The sequence below is a fragment of the Phenylobacterium sp. genome (assembly GCF_025351295.1).
Lineage (GTDB): Bacteria > Pseudomonadota > Alphaproteobacteria > Caulobacterales > Caulobacteraceae > Phenylobacterium.
The window spans coordinates 12,714-33,275 of record NZ_JANXWD010000142.1 but is presented as its reverse complement, the minus strand read 5'-3'; the positions used below and the strand labels follow the sequence as shown (position 1 = coordinate 33,275).

Below are 20,562 nucleotides of genomic sequence, written 5' to 3'. Positions count from 1 at the left end.
CTGTCCGCGAGGGGCTACGCCCTAAGGATCGCTCGCGCTCACCGCCGTCCCGACAGGCGCGCTGTAGCCGTACGCCCCGCGGCGCAGGTCCGCGGAGAGGGTGATCGGGGCGGTGCCACCGTTCATCTTGGCCCGGTAGACCTCCATGTTCTCCAGCACCCGCATGACGTAGTTGCGGGTCTCCGAGAACGGGATGCACTCGATGAAGTCCAGCGGGTCCTGGCTGCCGCCGCGCGGATCGCCGCAGAAGCTGGTCCACTGGCTGGGCCGCCCCGGCCCGGCGTTGTAGCCCGCCGCCGCCATCACGTAGGAGCCGGAGAAGCGGTCCACCAGCTGGCCCAGGTAGGCCGAGCCCAGCTGCATGTTGTAGTCGGCCTCGTAGAGGCGGCCGGGCGAATAGCCCATGCCCAGCCGCCGCGCGACCACCGAGGCCGTCGAGGGCAGCAGCTGCATCATCCCGCGCGCGTCGGCCCCTGAGCGCACGGTCGGGTCGAAGCCGCTCTCCTGGCGCGTGATGCCCAGCACCAGCGCCAGCTCCGGCGCGCCCTGCACGCCGGGCGGCGTCCGCACCGGATAGGCGCGGTCGGCCAGGATCAGCCCGCGCTGGGCCAGCGCCCGGCCGGCCTTCATCGCGGTGTCCTGGTCGCCATAGCTGCGGATTGCGTCGATCAGCAGCGCGCCTTCCACCACGTTGGGGGCGGTGTCGTCGAGGTGCAGGGCGAAGGCGCGGAACAGGTCGCGCTGGCCCTGGTCGGCCAGCAGCCGCATGGCCTGGACGGCGTCCTTGCGCTCGAAGGCGGCGCGTTCGGCGTCGTTGGCCACCGGGTCGCGCGGCAGCACCAGCGGCCGGCCCAGCTTCTCGGCGGCCAGCTGGCCGTAGAAGGTGGTCACGTGCTCGGCGCCGCGGCCGTAGAAGTTCTCGGCGGCGACCGCGTCGCCCCGCGCCTCGGCGGCCCGGCCCTCCCAGTAGAAGGCCCGCGCCCGGGTGATCGGCGACTGGCCGATCCGCTCGATGGCGGCGAAGTGGCGGCCGGCGGCGGCGGGGTCGTTCAGGCGGTTCAGCGCGATCCAGCCGGCGTAGAACTCCGCCTCAGTGGCGTCCGCCCCGACGGTGAGGCCGGAATTGGCGGCGGCCTGGTAGGCGCTCTTCCAGTCACCCGCGCGGATGGCAGACAGGGCCAGGCGGTGGCGCTCGTCCCACATCCGGTCGGCGCCCTCGGGGGTGACCATCTCCCTGGGGAAGGCGGAGACCAGGGCCATGGCCTGGGCGTCCTGGCCCTTGCGGCGCAGGTAGGCGGCGCGTTCGAAGGCGACGCCGGGCGCGCCTTGCGCCTGTGGCGTCAGGCCCGCCCAGACGTCGTCGGCGGTGCGGGCGTCGCTGCGCAAGGAGATCCGCGCCAGGGCCGCCGGCTGCTGGTCGGCCGGCAGCAGGGCCACCATGTCGCGTGCGGCGGGCCCCTGGGCGCCGTAGAGCAGGATGTCGGTGCGGCGGATGTGATCGTCGAGGGTCAGGACGTCCGGGAACCGGGCCAGCATCGCGCGCTGCACGTCGCCCTCGAAGGTCTTGGTGCGCCACCAGCTGCGGATCAGGTCGGCCGCCTCGGCCTGGCGGCCCACGGCGCGGTAGGCCGCTGCCAGCGCCATGGCGCCCTGGGCGCTCTGCGGCGCCTGGCCGGCGAACCAGTCGACGACCTGGCCGGGGGACTTGCCGGCGCTCTCCAGCAGCTTTTCAGCGGCGACCTGGCGGCGCATGGGGCGAGGAAAGCCTGACAGGTCGCGCCGCGCGGCGTCGACCTCGTAAAAACTCAGCGATTCAGCGTTGGTGTCGACCAGGGCCCAGGTGGCGGTCTTGCGCGCCACCGGATCGGTCAAGCTGCCGATGGCGCCCCGCGCCCCGTTCACGTCCCCGCGCCTGGCCGCACCGAGGGCTTGCAGGAATAGGGCGCGGTCGGCGGCGCTCAGCGGACTAGCAACCGTCTGGCGCGCCGACACCGTGCTGGGGCCCGACGTCGACTCCACCTGCTGGGCCAGCAGGTCGCCGATCGGGTCGACCGGCTGGGCGCGCGCCATCGTGGTCGCCACGACGACGGCGCATCCAACCAGCAGGGCGTTGCGGATCCTGGCGTCCAAGCGTTACTCCCCCCGACTCAGGGGTGCAGTGAATCGGCGTTGCGGGCTAAGCCTGCGCCAACATATTGTCCCGGCAAATCTGAACGTCCCCTCACCAGGCCGTATCATCACGGTCTTTTGCTTTTTTCCTCCGAACCAAAACAAAAAATGTCCGATCCCATGTTTCGCGGCGTCATGCCCGCGCTCGTCACGCCGTTCCGCGACGGCCAGGTCGACGAGGCCGCCTTCGTGGCCCTGGTCGAACGCCAGATCGCGGCGGGCGTCCACGGCCTGGTCCCCGTCGGCACCACCGGCGAGACCGCCACCCTGAACCACGACGAGCACCGCCGCGTGGTGGAGCTGTGTGTCCAGACCGCTCGCGGGCGCGTGCCGGTGATCGCCGGCGCCGGCTCCAATTCTACGGCGGAGGCGATCGAATTGACGCGGCACGCCAAGACGGTCGGGGCCGACGCCGCCCTGGTGGTGACACCCTACTACAACCGCCCCAGCCAGGAGGGGCTCTACGCCCACTACCAGGCCATCAACGACGCCGTGCAGCTGCCGGTGCTGGTCTATAATGTCCCCGGCCGGACCAGCGTCGATATCTCCAACGAGATCCTGGCCCGGCTGGCCATCCTGCCGAATATCGTCGGGATCAAGGACGCCACCGGCGACCTGGGCCGCGCCAGTGGCCAGCGGGTGGAGTGCGGCGAGGACTGGGTGATGCTGTCCGGCAACGACGACGCCGGGCTGGGCTACATGGCCCATGGGGGGCACGGCTGTATCTCGGTGACCTGCAACGTCGCGCCCGAGGCGTGCGCCCAGTTCTACAACGACGCGCTGGCCGGCCAGTGGCAGGGCGCCCTCTACGGCCAGGACCGGCTGATCCGCCTGCACAAGGCGCTGTTCAGCGACGCCTCGCCGGCCCCCACCAAGTTCGCCCTGGCCCACCTGGGCCTCTGCCTCGAGGACGTCCGCCTGCCCATCGTGCCGGCCTCGGAAGCTTCCCGCGCCGAGGTGCTGGCTGGCATGCGCGACGCCGGGCTGATCTGATGGCCGGTAAGCTGATCGCCGAGAACCGCCGCGCGCGGTTCGACTACTTCCTCGAGCAGACCTTCGAGGCCGGGCTCGCCCTGACCGGGTCGGAGGTGAAATCCCTGCGCGTGGGCCGGGCCAACATCGCCGAGAGCTATGCGGCGGTCGAGGGCAAGGAGATCATGCTGATCAACGCGGACTTCCCGCCCTACGCCCAGGCCGGCCCGCATTTCAACCACGAGCCGCGCCGGCACCGGAAGCTGCTGCTGAAGCGCAAGGAGATCGACAAGCTGATCGGCGCCGTTCAGCGTGAGGGCCGCACGATCATCCCGATCAAGCTCTATTGGAACGACAAGGGCCTGGCCAAGCTCGAGATCAGCCTGGCCAAGGGCAAGAAGGACCACGACAAGCGCGAGGCCACCGCCGCGCGCGACTGGCAGCGCGACAAGGCCCGGCTGATGAAGGGCGATCGGAGCTAGGTTGGGCCCCGCGGACATCGAGAGCCTTGAGCGGGCCACCGTCGAGGGCGTCGCCCCCGCCAAGGTGGTGGAGATCGGCGGCTGGCTGGTCCCGCTCGACGACGGCGCCATTGGCCGGGCCAAGAGCGCCGTGCCGCTGCGCCACGACCTGGACGCCGCGGCGATCGGCGACATCGAGGCCGCCTACTGGACCGAGGGCCTGTCGCCGGCCTTCCGCGTCGCCGAGGGACCTGGCCTTCAGGCGGTGCGCGAGGCGCTGGCCCGACGTGCCTACGTGGGCGGCAAGCCCACGGTGGTGAAGGTGGGCGACGTCGCGCGGCTGGCGAGCCTGCGCGACACGCCGGGCGAAATCCTGGCCGAACCGGACGCGGCCTGGGGCGCGGTGTTCCTGGGCGAGGGATTCGACCCGGAAGACGGCGCGAGCCGGGTCGCCGCCCTGAGTCGTTCGCCGGACGCGATCTATGGCCTGGCGAAGGAGGACGGCCGTACGGTGGCGGTCGGCGTCGCCACCTTCGGCCACGGCTGGGCCGGCATCCACGGCATGCGCACCGAGGCGCGCCGCCGCGGGCGGGGCCTGGCCAGCACCGTCCTGGCCGCGCTGGGCCGCGCCATCCAGGCGCGCGGCGTCGAGCGGGTGTTCCTGCAGGTGGAAGAGGCCAACGACGCCCGCTCCCTCTACCGCAAGGCCGGTTTCCAGGAAGCCTGGCGCTACCGCTACTGGACGCGCTGACCCGAAGCGTCGTCGGCAGGTCATGAAAGCGACGCCGATTCCGAGCGTTCAGCTTCTCTAAACCATCATCCGATCGGCACGGCGCCGTCATGCTGCGGCGCCACACAGGCCCCATTCCAGGGGGACCAGATGATCGCAAGCACCTCGACGGTCGGCCGATGCCGCCTCGCACTCTTCGCCTCCGCCGCCCTGGCCGTCGGTGTCTCGTCCCTGGCGCACGCCGAGGTCGCGGCGGCCACGGCGGACGACTCCTCGGCCATCGGCCTCGAGGAGGTGGTCGTCACCGCCCAGAAGCGCGAGACCAAGCTGCAGGACACGCCGATCTCGATCTCGACCCTCAATGGCGACGACCTGGTCAACCGCCACGCGCAGTCGGTCGAAGACCTGATCGACGGCTCGATCCCCTCGCTGCGGGTGGCGCCGTTCTTTGCCCGCAGTTCGGCCCTGACCATCGGCATGCGGGGCATCGGCGCTCTGGGCGACGCCAACCAGCCGGCGCGGGACCAGGCGGTCGGCGTCTATATCGACGGCGTCTATCTCGGGCGCGCCCAGGGGCTAGGCTCGGCGCTGTACGACGTGGCCCGGATCGAGGTTCTGAAGGGCCCGCAGGGCACCCTGTTCGGGCGCAACACCGAGGGCGGCGCGATCAGCATCGTCACCCGCCAGCCCAGCGGCGTGTTCAAGGTCAATGCGACAGCGGGCTACGGCAATTACAGCGCCTACAAGGCCGAGGCCCACGTCGACCTGCCCACCTTCAACAAAATCAGCCTGAAGTTCGACGGCCTGCTCAGCAAGCGCGACGGCACGACGCACAATCCGATCACCTCCGGCGAGCCCGACTTCAATTCCTACGACAAGCGCGGCTTCCACGCCGAGGCCCTGTGGAAGCCGCTGGACAATTTCAGCGCCGACTACGCCTTCGACATCTCCTATGACGGAACCACGCCCTACTATGTGCAGCTGCTGGGGCCGGGCGCCCTGGCGCGGGCGCCGCTGATCCGGCTGCAGCCGGACCGCGCGCACAGCGCCAATGTCGGCGTGCCGATCCAGCTGAGCAAAGGCAACACCTACGGCCATCGCCTGACCCTGGACTGGAACCTGACGCCCGACATCGAGATCAAGTCGGTCTCGTCCTATCGCCGGCTCAGCCAGTCGCAGTACGACAACGCCGAGGAGAACCTTTCGGTCTTCTCGCCCAACGGCTTCTTCAGCCGCTACAGCATCGCCCACACCTATCAGGACCAGTACAGCGAGGAACTGCAGGCGGTCGGCCGCGTGCCGAACATCGAGTTCGCCGCCGGCGCCTTCTATTTCCATGAAGCGGCGCGGGACAATGCCCAGACGCCGAACTCGCTGCAGTGGAACGCCACCGGCACGGGCTATACGCTGGTGACGCTGAACCTCGACAAGGTCTCCCTGGACCGCGCCAGCCACGTCACCACCGAAAGCTCCGGGGTCTTTGGCCAGGCCACCTGGACGCCGCCGGTCCTGGACGGGATCACCCACCTGACCCTGGGCGGGCGCTTCACCCACGACAAGAAGAACGGCTCGCTCGACACGGTGAACGGTGCGGTTCCCAGCTATGTCGACGCCAGCAAGGTGACGATCACCGGGCCCGTCCCGCTGGCCAAGTCGTGGAACCGGTTCGACCCGCTGGTGATCCTGGCGGTCGATGCGACGCCGGACATCAACCTCTATGGCAAGTGGAGCACCGGCTATAAGTCCGGCGGGGCCAACTCGCGCTCGCTGACCTACCGCGCCTTCAACCCGGAGACCGTCTCGATGTTCGAGGCGGGCGCCAAGACCGAGTTCTGGGACCACCGCGCCCGGTTCAACGTCGCCGCCTACACGGGCCGGCTCAAGGACGTGCAGGTCGACTTCAGCGTCATCATCCTGAACAACAACCGCGGCACCCTGGAGACCACCAACGCGGCGACTGGCCGGACGAAGGGCGTCGAGGCCGACTTCGCGCTGCAACCCCTGGAGGGCCTGACGCTGTCCGGCAGCTACACCTATACCAAGGTCAGACTGTCCAAGGCTTTCAACCCGTTCACCAATCTGCAGGCGACGGTCAATCCGCTGTATACGCCGCGCAACGCCGGCAGCCTGGCGGCAGACTACCAGCAGCCCGTGGCGATCGGGACGCTGCGCGCCCACATCGACGTCAACATGGCCGATGGCCAGTACACCAGCACCACCGACCCCAACGTCAGCGACAAGTCGGTCCTCGTGAACGGCCGGCTGGCCGTGAGCGACATTCGCATGGCTGACAGCGGCGCGAGCCTGCAGCTGTCGGTCTGGGCGCGGAACCTGTTCAACGAGCAGCACGCCTTCCTGAGGAACTTCAACGCCGCGTTGGGCACCTATGGGATCTTCAACGAACCCCGTACCTTCGGCGTCGAAGGCAATGTCCGGTTCTGATCCGAGCCGAAGGAGCGCTCCCTTGAAAACGAAACTCTTCCTGGCCCTGTCGCTGTCGGCCCTGCTGATTCACTCGGCGGCCGGCGCGAAGGTCCTGGCGGCCCAGGCCGAACGGAGCGCGCCCGATGCGCTCAGCCTGACCTGGTCCAGCCCGGATCCGGTCGATGTCTACGAGAGCGACAAGGCCCAGGTCTCGCTCAAGGATGCGCACCTGCTGGCCCGCGCCAGCACGGACGGCCACTACAGCCTCGACGGCCAGGACCGCAGCCGGCGCTACTTCGTGCTGGTGGACACCCGCGACCACGATCGGGTCGAGGTGGCCGAGCGGCTGGTGCCCCTGGAGCAGGGGTCGAACTTCCGGGATATCGGCGGCTATGTCAGGGCTGGCGGCAAGCGGGTCCGCTGGGGCCTGATCTACCGGTCCGGCGGCCAGCCCATGCTGACCCCGGCCGACGTCGCGCAGATCAAGGCCCTGGGCATCGCCCGGCTGGTCGACCTGCGCTCCAACGAGGAGCGCGTCATCGCCCCCACCCGGATAACCGGCGTGCCCTACACCGCGGTCGGCTATTCGATGGCCGAGATCATGGGCAAGGCGTCGGGCGCGCAACTTCGCAACGGGGCCGACGTCTACCGCAACATGCCGCACCTGCTGGCCCCGCAGCTGCGGGTGATCTTCCAGGACCTGCTCTCCGGCCCCGAGCCGATCGCCTACAACTGCTCCGCCGGGCAGGACCGCACCGGGTTCACCACCGCGATCATCCTCACGGCGCTGGGGGTGTCGCGCGACGACATCCTGGCCGACTATCACCTGTCGACCCGCTATCGTCGGCCGGAGTGGGAGATGCCGGAGCTCGACGCGGCCGCCCATCCGAACGATCCGGCCGTCCAGCTGTTCGCCCAATACCGCAAGGCGCCGAACTGGAAGACGCCGGCCCCGCTGATGGATGCCGATGGCCAGCCGTTCCTGCGCGGCGCCTTCGAGGAGATCGAGGCGAACTGGGGCTCGGTCGACGCCTATCTCGAAAAGGAGATCGGCGTCAGCCATGCGGACGTGGTCAAGCTCCGCGGCCTCTACCTGGAATAGGCGCGCTACTCCGCCGCTTCCTGCAGGATCACCGCTTCGCGCCCGCCGCGCACCAGGCCGCCGGGCAGGGCGCCGGTGTGCTGGCCGTCGTCGAAGGTCACCTGGCCGGACTTGACCGTGTAGCGATAGCCCTCGGTGCGCTGGACCAGGCGCTTGCCGCCGGCCGGCAGGTCGGCGATCGCCTCCGGGCGGAACAGGCGCAGCTTGTCGAAGTCGATGATGTTCACATCGGCCAGCAGGCCGGGCTTGAGCTGCCCGCGGTCGTTCAGGCCGTAGGCGCTAGCGGTATCGCTGGTCAGCTTGCGGACCAGGAACTCCAGCGGGAATTTCGGCCCCTTGGTCCGGTCGCGCGCCCAGTGGGTCAGGATGAAGGTCGGCATCCCGGCGTCGGCGATCACGCCGCAGTGGGCGCCGCCGTCCGACAGGCCGAACAGCACATTCGGGTGGCTCATGTTCTTCGAGAAGAAGTCGAAGTTGTAGGTCACGTAGCCGCCCAGCGGCTGGTAGAACAGCTCGCGCCCGCCCTCGCGGATCAGCAGATCGTACATCATCTCCAGCGGCGACACGCCGGCGGTCTCGGCCATCCCGGCCACGCTCTGGTCGCGGTCGGGCTCGTAGTCCGGCTGTTCGCCCAGGGGGAAGATCCGCCACAGCAGGCTGCCGCCGAACGCCACGGCCAGGTCTCCGGCCTCGCCGTCGCCGATCGCCGCCTTGATCAGCGGGCTAGGCTCGGACAGCAGCGCCGCGCGAACCTGCGGATCGGCCATGGCTTCGAGCCGGCCGTCGAGGTCGAGCGACGCCAGCTTCTCCTTCCAGGTCGGGCTCGCCATGAAGACGTGGAAGTTGGAGGTCAGGCCGTGGAGGATGCCCGTCGGCCGGCCGGCGATCTGCGGCCGGATGTCCATGCCGTGGGCGCGAGCCTCCTCGGCGATGTTGTACATCTTGTTGCCTTCATAGGCCTGGGCCGAGGTCGCCACCAGGGTCACCGGCAGGCCGGTCTGCTCGGCGAAGCCTTTGACCCACATCCACTCGTCGTCGTCGCCCAGGTGGTCGGAGACCATCTCGAACACGCCGTGCTTCAGACCCTTCATGCTGAGGCCCAGCGCCAGCATCTCGTCCGAGCCGGCGAAGGTGCCCGGCATGTGGACCCCCTTCAGGTCCTTGTGCAGCAGGGTCCGGCTGGTCGAGAAGCCCAGCGCGCCGGCCTCGACGCCCTCGCGCACCAGCCGCGCCATCTCGGCGATCTCGGTGGCGTTGGGCTGGTAGTCGGTGTTGCAGCGGTCGCCCAGCACATAGGCGCGGATCGGGGCGTGCGGCACGTGGGCGCCGATGTCGATCGCCCGCGGCTTGGACTCCAGCACGTCGAGGTATTCGGGGAAGGTCTCCCAGGTCCAGTCGATGCCCTCGTGCAGGGCCACGCCCGGGATGTCCTCGACGCCTTCCATCAGCTCGATCAGGAAGGTGTGCGCGTCGGGCCGCACCGGGGCGAAGCCGACGCCGCAGTTGCCCATGATCGCCGTGGTCACCCCGTGCCAACTGGACGGCGCCAGCAGCGCGTCCCAGGTCGCCTGGCCGTCATAGTGGGTGTGGATGTCCACCCAGCCCGGCGTCACCATGTGGCCGGCCGCGTCGATCTCGCGCTTGAAGCTGCCGGAGATGGCGGTCCCGACCTCGACGATCCGGTCACCCTGGATCGCCACATCGCCCACGAAGGGCGCGCCGCCCGTCCCGTCGACAATGGTCCCGTTGCGGATGATCAGGTCACGCATTGCAGCCTCCCAGCTGACATGTCTGCCGGGAGGGTACGCCGGCGCCCCCACGGAAGCGCCAGTGATTTTCGCGGCGCGCTGTCGTCGCCCTAAGGGCGGTTCCCCCTTTGATCGTCATCCCCGGCCTTGTGCCGGGGATCCAAGCCTCAGCTCGCGCGAGTGACTGCGGCAGGCCGCGCAGCGCGGCCTGCTCCCACGGCCGTGCCGGCGGGACGATGGATCCCCGGCACAAGGCCGGGGATGACGGGCCGGGTGGGGACGTGGCGACGGACGAGGACCCTAGCCTGCGCCCCGCGGCGGCATGTTCATGATCACCTCGGTGCGGCCGAGTACGTTCATCTCGGCGGGCGGCGGGGCGTCCTGGAATTCCATCCGGCGGTAGAGCCCCAGGGCGACCTCGAGCCGGTTGAAGGACTGCAGCCACAGCGTCGCGCGCCGGTGGGCGCAGAAGTCCAGGCAGGCCTCGACCAGGGCGCGCCCCACGCCATGGCCCCGCGCCGCGTCGGTCACCACCAGCTTGCAGAACTCGAAGCCGGCCGGCCCCAGGCCCTTCAGCGCGACGCCGCCGACCACCTCGCCGTCCAGCAGGGCCAGCAGGGCGTCGCCCCCGCTGCCCCCGTAGTAGGCGGCGGGGTCGGCCATGGCCAGCACGTCCTCCGGCTCGGGATCGAGGCCGATGGTCTCCTTCAGCCACGGAACCCAGATGCCCGCGAGGGCGCCGCGGTGAGCCACGTCGATGGGCCGGATTTCGAGGCTCATGTGGCTACTTCGCCAGGTCGCGCAGGATCGAGTCCCAGTGGGCCAGGTCGCCGTCCAGGGTGGCCAGGGGCGCCTTCTCGTTGAGGCCGTGGGCGAAGGATTCGCCCGGCTTCTGGAATATGCCGGAGACGCCGTAGCTGGGGATCCCCAGGGCGCGGAAGTACATGCTGTCCGAGGCGCCCGAGGCCTGGGCCGGGATCACCGGCAGGCCCGGATAGCGCGCGTGCACTGCCTTGCCGATCGCCGCCAGCACATCGGGGCGCAGCGGTGAGGCCGGGCTGTCCAGACCGCCGTCGGCCTGGCGGGTCACCGTCACGCTGGGGTCGGCGATGGTCTGGACCAGGGTCTGGCGCACGCTGTCCGACGACGTCCCCGGGAAGATGCGGCAGTTGATGTTGGCGCTGGCCCGCTGGGGCAGGGCGTTGGGCGCGTGGCCCCCGGAGAGCATGGTCGCCACGCAGGTGGTGCGCAGCATCGGGTTCTGGTTCGGGTCGGCCGACAGGGTCTCGATGGCGGCCCGGTCGGTGGGGTCGGCGGCGAACCGCCTCAGCGCCTCGCCCACGGGGCCTGGCGTCGTGGCCGCCTCGGCCAGGGCCGCGCCCTTGGTGATCTCGTTCTGCTTGGCCGGGAAGCGGTAGGCGGCGATCCGGTCCAGCGCCCGGGCCAGGCGGTAGATGGCGTTGGTCGGCGTGGGTCGGCTGGAGTGACCGCCCGGGTCGGTGACCGCGATCTCGAAGTCGGCGTAGCTCTTTTCCGCGCCCTGGATGCCGTAGGCCATCGGCTTGCCGTCCGGGTCCAGCGACCCGCCGCCGCCGTCGTCGTTCAGCACCATTTCGGCGTCCTTCAGCCGTTGCGCCAGGACCGCGGTGGTGCCCATGGCGGTCTCCTCGTCGCCCGACAGCGCCAGGATCACGCCGCGGCCGGGCTTCCAGCCCGTGCTCCGTAGGTGCGCCAGCGTGGTCACCACGACGGAGACGTCGAACTTGTTGTCCTCCGCGCCGCGGCCATAGACGTAGCCGTTCTCCACCACCGGGGTGAACGGGTCGCGGGACCAGTCGGCCGGGTTGGCGGCCACCACGTCCATGTGGCCGGAGATCACGATCGGCTTCTTCGCTGGGTCGGCCCCGGGATAGCGGGCGATCATGAAGGCGGTGCCGTTCATCGGCTCGATGGCGATCTCGTCGGGCTTGTAGCCGCCCGCTACCAGCAGGCCCTTGAGGTACTCGGCATAGGCCACGGTGTTGCCGGCGCCGGCGGAGGTCTTGAACGCGATGCTCCGCTTCAGGGTCTCCAGCGCCTGGTCGTGCAGGGCCGGGTCGACCTTCGGCGCCGCGGCCTTGGGCGCGGCGAGGGCGGAGCTGGCCAAGAGGGCGGCGGCGAGGCCGATCAGTACAGTGCGCATCAAGTCACCTTCAGCGGTCGATGAGAATCTTGGCCCGCTCGAACACGGCCTCGAACATCGGCGCCGTCAACCGGCCGGTGTTCGTATTGAGCCGCGAGCAGTGATAGCTGTTCAGCACGGTGTACGGGCCGGCCGGGAACTCCGACCCGTGGCCCGGAATCCCGGCAGACGCCTTCAGGCCTAGCGCCCGCATCACATTGCGCCGCGAGACGTCGCCCAGGGTGACGATCACCTGCAGCCGGGGCAGGGCGGCCAGGCGGCTGGCCAGGAACGGGCGGCACGCGGCCTCTTCGGAAGTCTCCGGCTTGTTGCCGGGCGGGGCGCAGCGCACCGCGTTGGTGATGATGCAGTCGATCAGGGTCAGGCCGTCGCTCGGGTGCGCCTCATAGACCCCGCGAGCGAAGCCCACCTTCAGCAGGGTCTCGTACAGCATCCAGCCCGCGCCATCGCCGGTGAACGGCCGCCCGGTGCGGTTGGCCCCCATCCGTCCGGGCGCGAGGCCCACCACCGCCAGCCGTGCGTTCACGTCCCCGAACGACGCCACCGCGCCGTTGAAGCCGCCCGGGATCGAGCGCCGGTTGGCCTCGCGATAAGCCACCAGCCGCGGGCACAGCGGGCAGTCGGCCGGCGCCTCTGGCGGGGCGGCGACGGCCTCAGTGACCGGCATCGGCCTGGCGATCTTCCTCGCGGGGGCCGCGGGCTTCGGAGATGAACTTCGGCAGGCGCGTGGGGCGCCCGATCAGGTCGGAGAGGTCGGCTAGGTCCACGAAGCTGTCGGCCTGGCGCCGCAGGTCGTCGCTGACCATCGGCGGCTGTGACTTCACGGTGGAGACCACGGTCACCCGGCTGCCGCGCCGCTGCACCGCCTCGACCAGCCGGCGGAAGTCGCCGTCTCCGGAGAACAGCACCATGTGGTCGGCGTGCTCGGCCATCTCCATCATGTCGACGGCGATCTCGACGTCCATGTCGCCACGGAAGCGCTTGCGGCCATTGGCGTCGGTGTATTCCCGCGCCGGCTTGGTCACCAGCCGGTAGCCGTTGTAGTCCAGCCAGTCGACCAGCGGCCGGATCGGCGAGTACTCCTCGTTCTCCACCAGGGCGGTGTAGTAGTAGGCGCGCACCAGCACGCTGCGCTTGCGGAACTCCTCCAGCAGCTTGCGGTAGTCGATGTCGAAGCCGAGGGTCTTGGCGGTCGAATAGAGGTTCGACCCGTCGATGAACAAGGCCAGCCGGTCCGTGGGATAGAAGGTCATCAGCGCGACGTTCCAAAACGATCCGGCGGACCTCGACCGGGCGGTCATCGTCGCGCTCGGCAGCAACCTGGCGGGCGACTACGGCTCGTCCGAGGCGTTGCTGGAGGCGGCGCTGGCGCGGTTCCCGGAGGTCGGCTTGCCGATCCTGAAAAGGTCGCGCTGGTGGCGCTCCGCCGCCTGGCCCGACCGACAAGGCCCTGAGTACCGCAACGGCGTCGCGCTTGTCGAGGCGCACGCGGGCCCCCAGGCGGTGCTGGCCTGTCTGCTGAGACTGGAGACGGCGCTGGGCCGCGAACGGTCGGAGCGCAACGCGCCGCGCACGATCGACCTCGACCTGATCGCCTACGGCCGCCAGATCCTGGACGAGGCTGGCCTGACCCTGCCGCACCCCCGGGCCCATGAGCGGCTGTTCGTCATGGGCCCCCTGGCCGAGATCGCGCCGGACTGGCGGCATCCCCGCCTCGGCCGCACGGCCTCAGACCTGATGGCGGAGGCTCGCGTGGCGGTTGATGCGAGTCCGATTCCCTAGGCTGCGAGCGCAATGCGGCGCCGGCGCAAGGTCGCACCGGTCAGTCCGAAGCCGGCAAGCAGGAGCGCCCAGGTCTGTGGCTCCGGGACCGCGGCCGCCGCCAGGCTGCCGAACAGGCCGTGGGTCTCTCCATCGGTCCCGGCGGTGAAGTAGATCTTGTCAGCGTCGCCGCCGGCGGCGCCATTGCCGGGCAGAAGCGCCCAGAGCCCGTCGATCACCAGTGGAGCGCCACCGCCGCCAGGGAGCTTGCCGAGGAAGGCGCCGCTCGTCTTGTTGAAGGCGCTGATCGTGCCGTCGCCGAAGTTGCCGACCAGTAGCGCGCCGGCGAAGGCGCCGAAGCTGCCTGGCGCGATCGCGAGACCCCAGGGCGCATTGATCTCGCCCCCTGGAGACGCAATCCGGCGGTTGAACGCGCCAGAGAGGCTGAACACGTCAACATAGCCCAGGCCGGCGCCGGCCAGCTCGTCATGGCCAGCGGCGTCCTGTCGGGCATAGGTGACATAGAGCTCGCCGCCCAGGACCTGCACGTTGAAGGGGGCGAAACCGGCGGCCAGGGTCGGATCTGTCAAGGTTCCCGTCTTCGTGTAGCTGTCGTCATAGACCTCCACGTTCCCGCCGTGGAAATCCGCGGCGTAGAGGCGGTTCGTCGCGCCGTCATTGCTCAGCGCCAGGCCCTTGTAGACTGCGCCCGCGGCGCTGTTGTTGACGGCGATGGCGGCGTTGGTGAGCGACAAGGTCGGAGCCCAGCCGGAGATCACGCCATCTTCGCTGTCAAAGAGGAAGATCGGCTTCCGGCCCGAGATAGCGAACGCCGCGGAGCCTGAGCCGCTGTTGAACGCGACCCCGGTCGGCGTGGACGCCGCCACGCCGCCCGGCGGGATGGTCACGGTGAGGCCGAGTTTCGTGCCGGCGCCGTTGTAGAGCGTGGCCAGTCCGGTCCCGTTGTCGGAAGTCCAGAACGGACCGGTCGGCGCAGAGGCGAGGCCCCAGGGATTGACCAGGGACGGATCGGTGACGGCGCCGGGCGTCGGCGTGTCCGTCACCAGCTTGGTGACGACGAACTTGCCGGCCTGGGCCGACCCGGCGCACAGCAACAGGGCCAGGGCGGACGCGCCGGCGGCGAGACGGATAGGGGTCATGGCGATGGCCTTCCACGGAATGGAACCGCGACATGCCGCCGCACACGGACTCAAGAGTCAACCGGTGAGATAACGCGCGTATCCGACCTTGATTTGGGCGAGCATGGCGCGAGCGCCTCGCGCGATGGCGGACGTGGGGTGCTGCGACAACGGCCTGGCCGGTTGGGCCACCGCCTCGGAGTCGTTAGGGTCATTTCAGCGGATCGGGCGCCTATGATCATTCATCCCACCGGCAAGTTCGATAACCACGCCCGCGACTACGCCCACATCGAGGCGCTGCCGCTTGCCGCCGCCATGGGGGCCGAAATCCGTGGCGTGAACCTGTCGGCCGTCAGCGACGCCCAGTTCGCGGAGGTCCGCGACGCCCTGTTCCGCCACAAGATGATCTATTTCCGCGACCAGCGGATCAGCCACGGCGACCAGGAGGCGTTCAGCCGCCGCTTCGGGCCCTTCGCCCCGGACGCCTACACCCAGGGCGTCCCCGGCCATCCCGATGTCCAGCCGCTGATCAAGGAGGCCGACGCGCGGGCGGGGATGGTGTTCGGGGCCGGCTGGCACACCGACTCGCCGTTCCTGCCGCAGCCGCCGGCGATCAGCATGCTCTACGGCGTCGACATCCCTCCGTATGGCGGCGACACCCTGTGGGCCAACGCCGCCCTGGCCTACGCGCTGCTCAGCGATACGATGAAGACCATGCTGGCGCCGCTGAAGGTGCGGATGTCCATGCGCCGCGTGCTGGCCACGGCCCAGGCCCACCAAGCGCCGGACGACAGCATCCTGGGCCGGGTGGCCGCCACCCGCGATCTGCCGCAACTGCCGCAAGACATCGTCCGGAAGGTCGAGGGCTCGGCCCACCCCCTGGTTCGGACCCATCCGGTGACCGGCGACAGGTCGCTCTACTGTGACGGGACCTATGCCCTGGGCCTCGAGGGGCTGACCCCCGCCGAGGCCGAGCCGCTGCTGGGCTTCCTGGTCGCCCACATCACCCAGCCCGCCTTCACCTGCCGCCTGCGCTGGGCGCCTGGGACCTTCGCGCTGTGGGACAACCGCCTCTGCCTGCACCAGGCCTTCAACGACTATGACGGCTTCCGCCGCGAACTCTACCGCACGACGATCGCGGGCGAGACCCCGGCCTGAACCCGGGCCAAGCGGGTCAGTCGGGCAGTTCCAGCGGATCGCCGGCGGCCAGCCGCCCGCCCTGGATCCAGGCGCGGGCCGACGGCGTGAACGTCGCGGTCGCCAGGGCGTCGAACCGGGCCAGGTCCGCGTCCGTCAGCGCGGCCTTCCAGCGCCCGTTGACGCCCTTGTTCAGGAACCGGTCGTGACCGCGGTCGAAGACCATCGGCAGGGCGGGCAGCAGGTCGGCGCCCTGCGCCTTCATGGCCCCGAACTCCCCGGCCTGGGCGAAGGCCGCCAGCCGGTCCGGCGGGGTGTCGATGTCCAGGAAGGCCGAGATGCGGGCGATCTCGCCGGCCAGGTCCGCCTTCAGGTCGTTGTAGTGGACCATCAGGATGTTCGGCCGCCGGCGCTCGCGCCACCAGGTCATCTCGAACTGGAAGAACGACAGGTCGGCGCCGAATGGCGCCTCGCCGTCCACCTCGGCCTCGGCCTCGCCGATCCAGTTCAGGTAGAAGTCCCGCGGGTCTTCCGGGGTGGGCGGCGGCGGCGTCTGGAAGCGGGGATCGACCGCCGGGGCTCCGGCCGCGATCATCTGCTTGGCCTCGGGCCGTATCCCGGACATGTGGTTATGGAACGAGAAACAGGCGTCGCGGCCATCGCGCGCCACGTGGACGTATTTCACCTCGTCGAAGAACGGCAGGCTGTCGAACGGCAGGTGGGTCTTGACCGAGCGCCGATGCGTCTGGCTCTCCAGGGTGGCCAGGTTGTCGGCGGCCGGCGCAAAGAATGTGGCGTCCAGCCAGGGATAGAGCTGCATGATCGGCCGCGGCGCGGCGGACTGGTGGATCAGCATGTCCACGATCCGCTGCATCCAGGTGGTCCCGCACTTGGGATAGGTGGCCACCACGATGTCGTCGGCGCGCGGCCGGAAGGTCGCCCACCGCCGGCTGTCGGTGATCGGCGTGACATAGGTGCGCGTCGGCTCGCGCAGCAGGCTCGGCATGGTCATCCCCCCGGATTTCGGCGTTCGGCCACGCTTAGGCCGAAAGGCGAAAGTCGAGCCAATCGGTGGGATAAAGGCCGCTCATCTTTCGGAAACCCAACGGCCCCCAGGCTCCTGCGGCCTTTGCGGCGTTGCACAATCGGGTCGCAACCTCTATTTTGGCCGGTTCTATCCCAGCTGAGAGACTCCATGGCCCGCGTCACCGTCGAAGACTGCATCCAAAAGGTGCCGAACCGCTTCAACCTCGTGCTCCTTTCGGCCCACCGCGCCCGCGCGGTTTCGGCCGGCGCGCCGATCATGGTCGATCGCGACAACGACAAGAACCCCGTCGTGGCCCTGCGCGAGATCGCCGACGACGTGGTCGACGCCGAGGAACTGCGCGAGGCCCTGATCGCCTCCCTGCAGCGCGTCGACGAGCGCTCGGAAGCTGAGGAAGAGGCCGAGACCCTGGCCCTGCTGGCCGATCCCACGCACATGCAGATGAGCGAACTGGAACTGGTCCGCGCCCTGCAGAGCGACCGCGATGGCGGTCAGGAGGAGCGGTACTGAGCCCAGAAGGCGCAGAACCGCTGATCCAAGAGGCGGCGACCCCGACCGCCGCTCCCATTGCTGTTGTTCCGAGCTCCGACGCCCCGGCGTCGGAGACCCGCACGCCGGCCATGGCCCCCGCGGGCCGGCCGAAGATGCTTCGCCAGTTCGAGCTGATCGAGAAGGTCCGCTCCTACGACCCCACCGCCGACGAGGCGCTGCTGAACCGCGCCTATGTCTACGCCATGCGCGCCCACGGGGCGCAGAAGCGGGCGTCCGGCGATCCCTATTTCGCCCACCCCATCGAGGTGGCGGGCATCCTCACCGAATACCGCCTCGACACCGAGACCATCGTCACGGCCCTGCTGCACGACGTCATCGAGGATACCGAGACCACCCGCGAGAAGATCGAGGAGCTGTTCGGGGCCGAGATCGCCGAACTGGTCGAGGGCGTCACCAAGCTCAGCAAGCTGGAGCTTTCCCAGGAGCACCTGCGCCAGGCCGAGAACCTGCGGAAATTCATCCTGGCGATCTCCAAGGACGTCCGCGTCCTGCTGGTGAAGCTGGCCGACCGGCTGCACAACATGCGCACCCTGCATTTCATCAAGCAGGCGGCGAAGCGCGAACGGATCGCCCGCGAGACCCTCGACATCTATGGCCCCCTGGCCCGTTCCATCGGCGTGCACCGGATCTGCGAGGAACTGGAGGAACTGGCCTTCTTCCACCTCAACCCGGTGGGCCGCGACGCCATCATCCGCCGCCTGGCGGTGCTGCGCACGGAGCAGGGCGGGGCGGTCTCCCAGGTCAGCCAGGACATGGCCGCCAAGCTGGAGGCGGCCGGCGTGCCCGCCCGCGTGTTCGGCCGCGAGAAGAACCCCTATTCGATCTGGCGCAAGCTACAGCGCAAATCGATCGGCTTCTCGCAGCTCAGCGACATCTATGCCTTCCGGGTGATCGTCGACAGCGAGGACGACTGCTACCGGGCGCTGGGCGTCATCCACCGCACGTGGCCCGGCGTGCCCGAGCGGTTCAAGGACTTCATCTCCACGCCCAAGCGCAACAACTACCGCTCGATCCACACCACCGTGGTCGGCAACCGCGGCATGCGCATCGAGATGCAGATCCGCACCGAGGCCATGGACCTGGTGGCCGAAGAGGGCGTGGCCGCCCACTGGCACTACAAGAACAAGTCCTACGGCTTCGACGCCGAGCACCAGAAGGCGGCCGGGGGCCGTGACCCGCTGGTCAACCTGCGCCACCTGGTCCAGGTGCTGGAACACGGCGGCGACGCCGAGGAACTGGTCGAGCACGCCAAGCTGGAGATGTACCTCGACCAGGTGTTCGTGTTCACGCCCAAGGGCAAGCTGGTCAGCCTGCCGCGCGGGGCCATGCCGCTGGACTTCGCCTACGCCCTGCACACCGACCTGGGCGACACCACGCTCGGCTGCAAGATCAATGGCGAGCTGAAACCGCTGCGCACCACCCTGGCCAACGGCGACGTGGTCGAGGTGATCCGCGGCGGCAAGCCGGTGGTGCCGCCGGACTGGCGCTCGCTGACGGTCACCGGCCGCGCGCGCTCCGCCATTCGCCGTCACATCCGCCAGACCGAGCGCGAGGAGTTCATCCGGCTGGGCCGCGCCACCGTCGACCAGACCTTCGAGGCGGCCGGCAAGGCGCGCAAGGACGTCTCCCTCCGCCCGGCCCTCGACCGCTTCGCCGTCGCCAGCGAGGACGAACTGTTCGACGCCGTCGGCCGCGGCCGCGCCACCCCGGCCCAGGTGCTGGAGATCGTCTTCCCGGGGCTCAAGGCCTCGGTGCGCGAGGCGGCCACGGCGCGCCGCCACATCCAGGAGGGCAAGAGCGCGCGGCTCTATGTGCGTGGCGGCGGCCTGACCCCGGGCATCACCCTGCACTTCGGCGCCTGCTGCTCGCCGGTGCCGGGCGACCGCATCGTCGGCATCCTGGAGAGCGACGGCCGCGGCCTGACCGTGCACACCATCGACTGTGAGAAACTGGCCGAATACGAGGACCGCGAGGAACTCTGGCGCGACCTGCAATGGACGCCGGAAGCCGAACGCAACGCCATCGCCCGCGCCCGCCTCACCGCCACCATCCGCAACACGCCCGGCGTCCTGGGCCAGGTCTGCACGATCATCGGCGAGGCGGGCGGCAATATCGTCAACCTGCGCATGCATCACCGCCAGTCCGACTTCTTCGACGTGGACATCGACGTCGACGTCCAGGACGCCAGGCACCTCACCCACATCTCAGCCGCGCTGCGGGCCAACCCGAGTGTGGAAGAGGTGGAGCGGACCAAGGGCTGAGCTCGGCGCCGCCGCCGCGCGAGGGTCAGGCCAACTCGCCCATAAGGCGAATTCCCTAGGACAAGCGTGGCCGTGATGGTTAATTATTTCTGAATAGACAGAACGCGCGGGGCTGCGCGGGGTTTTGGGGGACTGCAAATGCGCAAGATGATCTTCGCGGCCGTGCTGGCCGTAACCCTGGGTGCGGCCTCGCTGGCCCAGGCCGCTCTGGTCACGACGATCGTGAAGCTGAACGTGAAGTGGAGCGGCGCAAGCTTCGGAAACGACGCCAGGGCCAGCGGCTTCATCACCTTCGACAGCAACATCCTGCCGGACGCGTCGCCCGGCGATATCCATCTGCTCCCCGGCTCGGGGGTCGTCGACGTGGGCGTGGACATCACCGGCGCCAGCTCCGGCAACGGTCACTTCGGACTGGCCGACTTCCGAGGGTTCGTCTTCCATTCGATCTCGCCGCTCGACCTCACCCATGAGCTGATCGGCCAACTCCAAACCAATGGCTGTGCCTACGGCGTCTCGACCGGCGAGTGCGGCGATGGCGCCGGCGGCGATTTCAATCTGTTCGCTGGCTCCCCGGACGCCGTTGCGAGCGAGCTCGGCGCCACAGCGCCAAACGGCACCTCCTTCTTCGAGCTCACCACCCAGGGGGGCTTTGCCGACCACATGCTGGTCACCTCGATGAACGTCGGCAGCGGGGCCCCCGAACCGGCCGCCTGGGCCCTGATGATCGGCGGCTTCGGCCTGGCCGGTACGGCGCTGCGCCGCCGCCGCAGTCTGGCGCTCATCGCCTGATCCGCAACACCGTCAGCACCTCGGACGCCGCCGGTTCATCCCGGCGGCGTTTTCCGTTTCGGCGCAGCATTGCGCGCGCCCTCATGATCG

The 20,562-nt window shown here is 69.5% G+C and carries 18 protein-coding genes; 10 read left to right on the top strand and 8 right to left on the bottom strand.

Annotated elements, in window-relative coordinates; translation table 11 throughout:
- Positions 1 to 21: 21 nt before the first annotated feature.
- On the bottom strand, positions 22 to 2,130 hold the full coding sequence (locus tag Q0R13_RS19675; protein ID WP_293907148.1) for a lytic transglycosylase domain-containing protein: 2,109 nt from the start codon (positions 2,128 to 2,130) through the stop codon (positions 22 to 24).
- A gap of 147 nt (positions 2,131 to 2,277) precedes the next feature.
- Here Q0R13_RS19675 and dapA point away from each other — a divergent pair, with 147 nt between their 5' ends.
- From dapA to Q0R13_RS19650, 5 genes are all read left to right on the top strand, one after another.
- On the top strand, positions 2,278 to 3,162 hold the full coding sequence (gene dapA, locus Q0R13_RS19670) for a 4-hydroxy-tetrahydrodipicolinate synthase (RefSeq protein WP_293907146.1): 885 nt from the start codon (positions 2,278 to 2,280) through the stop codon (positions 3,160 to 3,162).
- On the top strand, positions 3,162 to 3,623 hold the full coding sequence (gene smpB, locus Q0R13_RS19665; RefSeq protein WP_293907145.1) for an SsrA-binding protein SmpB: 462 nt from the start codon (positions 3,162 to 3,164) through the stop codon (positions 3,621 to 3,623). The genes dapA and smpB overlap by 1 nt, the downstream gene beginning before the upstream one ends.
- A gap of 1 nt (position 3,624) precedes the next feature.
- A complete protein-coding gene (locus Q0R13_RS19660; RefSeq protein WP_293907142.1) occupies positions 3,625 to 4,353 on the top strand; it encodes a GNAT family N-acetyltransferase in 729 nt (242 codons plus the stop codon).
- 129 nt (positions 4,354 to 4,482) lie between these two features.
- On the top strand, positions 4,483 to 6,774 hold the full coding sequence (locus Q0R13_RS19655) for a TonB-dependent receptor (RefSeq protein ID WP_293907139.1): 2,292 nt from the start codon (positions 4,483 to 4,485) through the stop codon (positions 6,772 to 6,774).
- Positions 6,775 to 6,796: 22 nt separating this feature from the next.
- The gene (locus tag Q0R13_RS19650; RefSeq protein ID WP_293907137.1) at positions 6,797 to 7,858 is read left to right on the top strand and encodes a tyrosine-protein phosphatase; all 1,062 of its coding nucleotides are present in this window, start codon (positions 6,797 to 6,799) and stop codon (positions 7,856 to 7,858) included.
- A gap of 5 nt (positions 7,859 to 7,863) precedes the next feature.
- Here the strand turns inward: Q0R13_RS19650 and Q0R13_RS19645 are convergent, their stop codons facing one another.
- The 5 genes from Q0R13_RS19645 to Q0R13_RS19625 all read right to left on the bottom strand — a co-directional run bounded on the left by Q0R13_RS19645 (position 7,864) and on the right by Q0R13_RS19625 (position 13,041).
- Positions 7,864 to 9,627: an amidohydrolase family protein gene (locus Q0R13_RS19645; RefSeq protein WP_293907134.1), complete on the bottom strand. Its 1,764-nt coding sequence runs from the start codon at positions 9,625 to 9,627 to the stop codon at positions 7,864 to 7,866.
- 279 nt (positions 9,628 to 9,906) lie between these two features.
- The gene (locus Q0R13_RS19640; protein WP_293907131.1) at positions 9,907 to 10,386 is read right to left on the bottom strand and encodes a GNAT family N-acetyltransferase; all 480 of its coding nucleotides are present in this window, start codon (positions 10,384 to 10,386) and stop codon (positions 9,907 to 9,909) included.
- A gap of 4 nt (positions 10,387 to 10,390) precedes the next feature.
- Positions 10,391 to 11,788, bottom strand: coding sequence for a M20/M25/M40 family metallo-hydrolase (locus tag Q0R13_RS19635; RefSeq protein WP_293907128.1), 1,398 nt, complete (start codon positions 11,786 to 11,788; stop codon positions 10,391 to 10,393).
- 10 nt (positions 11,789 to 11,798) lie between these two features.
- Positions 11,799 to 12,455, bottom strand: coding sequence for a uracil-DNA glycosylase (locus Q0R13_RS19630; RefSeq protein ID WP_293907125.1), 657 nt, complete (start codon positions 12,453 to 12,455; stop codon positions 11,799 to 11,801).
- Complete coding sequence (locus tag Q0R13_RS19625) at positions 12,442 to 13,041, bottom strand: NYN domain-containing protein (RefSeq protein ID WP_293907123.1); 600 nt, start codon at positions 13,039 to 13,041, stop codon at positions 12,442 to 12,444. The genes Q0R13_RS19630 and Q0R13_RS19625 overlap by 14 nt, the downstream gene beginning before the upstream one ends.
- Between Q0R13_RS19625 and folK the strand changes: the two genes are divergently transcribed.
- Positions 13,040 to 13,570 (top strand): 2-amino-4-hydroxy-6-hydroxymethyldihydropteridine diphosphokinase, encoded by a 531-nt coding sequence (gene folK / locus Q0R13_RS19620; RefSeq protein ID WP_366853307.1) that lies wholly within the window; start codon positions 13,040 to 13,042, stop codon positions 13,568 to 13,570. The two genes, Q0R13_RS19625 and folK, sit on opposite strands and share 2 nt — an antisense overlap.
- Here folK and Q0R13_RS19615 read toward each other — a convergent pair.
- Positions 13,567 to 14,709: a TIGR03118 family protein gene (locus Q0R13_RS19615; protein WP_293907121.1), complete on the bottom strand. Its 1,143-nt coding sequence runs from the start codon at positions 14,707 to 14,709 to the stop codon at positions 13,567 to 13,569. The two genes, folK and Q0R13_RS19615, sit on opposite strands and share 4 nt — an antisense overlap.
- A 213-nt stretch (positions 14,710 to 14,922) precedes the next feature.
- On the opposite strand from Q0R13_RS19615, the gene Q0R13_RS19610 reads away from it, so the two are divergent.
- Positions 14,923 to 15,846: a TauD/TfdA family dioxygenase gene (locus Q0R13_RS19610; RefSeq protein WP_293907119.1), complete on the top strand. Its 924-nt coding sequence runs from the start codon at positions 14,923 to 14,925 to the stop codon at positions 15,844 to 15,846.
- Between the two features lie 16 nt (positions 15,847 to 15,862).
- Here the strand turns inward: Q0R13_RS19610 and Q0R13_RS19605 are convergent, their stop codons facing one another.
- Positions 15,863 to 16,831 (bottom strand): sulfotransferase domain-containing protein, encoded by a 969-nt coding sequence (locus Q0R13_RS19605; RefSeq protein WP_293907117.1) that lies wholly within the window; start codon positions 16,829 to 16,831, stop codon positions 15,863 to 15,865.
- Between the two features lie 189 nt (positions 16,832 to 17,020).
- On the opposite strand from Q0R13_RS19605, the gene rpoZ reads away from it, so the two are divergent.
- From rpoZ to Q0R13_RS19590, 3 genes are all read left to right on the top strand, one after another.
- Complete coding sequence (rpoZ, locus tag Q0R13_RS19600) at positions 17,021 to 17,380, top strand: DNA-directed RNA polymerase subunit omega (RefSeq protein ID WP_293353085.1); 360 nt, start codon at positions 17,021 to 17,023, stop codon at positions 17,378 to 17,380.
- 110 nt (positions 17,381 to 17,490) lie between these two features.
- Positions 17,491 to 19,683: a bifunctional (p)ppGpp synthetase/guanosine-3',5'-bis(diphosphate) 3'-pyrophosphohydrolase gene (locus tag Q0R13_RS19595; RefSeq protein ID WP_293907114.1), complete on the top strand. Its 2,193-nt coding sequence runs from the start codon at positions 17,491 to 17,493 to the stop codon at positions 19,681 to 19,683.
- A gap of 138 nt (positions 19,684 to 19,821) precedes the next feature.
- The gene (locus Q0R13_RS19590) at positions 19,822 to 20,472 is read left to right on the top strand and encodes a PEPxxWA-CTERM sorting domain-containing protein (RefSeq protein ID WP_293907112.1); all 651 of its coding nucleotides are present in this window, start codon (positions 19,822 to 19,824) and stop codon (positions 20,470 to 20,472) included.
- Positions 20,473 to 20,562: the final 90 nt, after the last annotated feature.

Coding starts and splice junctions, on each gene's coding strand:
- rpoZ (WP_293353085.1), top strand. CDS start 17,021: ATGGCCCGCGTCACCGTCGAAGACTGCATCCAAAAGGTGCCGAACCGC.
- Q0R13_RS19590 (WP_293907112.1), top strand. CDS start 19,822: ATGCGCAAGATGATCTTCGCGGCCGTGCTGGCCGTAACCCTGGGTGCG.
- Q0R13_RS19625 (WP_293907123.1), bottom strand. CDS start 13,041: ATGACCTTCTATCCCACGGACCGGCTGGCCTTGTTCATCGACGGGTCG.
- Q0R13_RS19605 (WP_293907117.1), bottom strand. CDS start 16,831: ATGCCGAGCCTGCTGCGCGAGCCGACGCGCACCTATGTCACGCCGATC.
- Q0R13_RS19645 (WP_293907134.1), bottom strand. CDS start 9,627: ATGCGTGACCTGATCATCCGCAACGGGACCATTGTCGACGGGACGGGC.
- Q0R13_RS19635 (WP_293907128.1), bottom strand. CDS start 11,788: ATGCGCACTGTACTGATCGGCCTCGCCGCCGCCCTCTTGGCCAGCTCC.
- Q0R13_RS19640 (WP_293907131.1), bottom strand. CDS start 10,386: ATGAGCCTCGAAATCCGGCCCATCGACGTGGCTCACCGCGGCGCCCTC.
- Q0R13_RS19610 (WP_293907119.1), top strand. CDS start 14,923: ATGATCATTCATCCCACCGGCAAGTTCGATAACCACGCCCGCGACTAC.
- dapA (WP_293907146.1), top strand. CDS start 2,278: ATGTCCGATCCCATGTTTCGCGGCGTCATGCCCGCGCTCGTCACGCCG.
- Q0R13_RS19630 (WP_293907125.1), bottom strand. CDS start 12,455: ATGCCGGTCACTGAGGCCGTCGCCGCCCCGCCAGAGGCGCCGGCCGAC.
- Q0R13_RS19655 (WP_293907139.1), top strand. CDS start 4,483: ATGATCGCAAGCACCTCGACGGTCGGCCGATGCCGCCTCGCACTCTTC.
- smpB (WP_293907145.1), top strand. CDS start 3,162: ATGGCCGGTAAGCTGATCGCCGAGAACCGCCGCGCGCGGTTCGACTAC.
- Q0R13_RS19615 (WP_293907121.1), bottom strand. CDS start 14,709: ATGACCCCTATCCGTCTCGCCGCCGGCGCGTCCGCCCTGGCCCTGTTG.
- Q0R13_RS19595 (WP_293907114.1), top strand. CDS start 17,491: ATGGCCCCCGCGGGCCGGCCGAAGATGCTTCGCCAGTTCGAGCTGATC.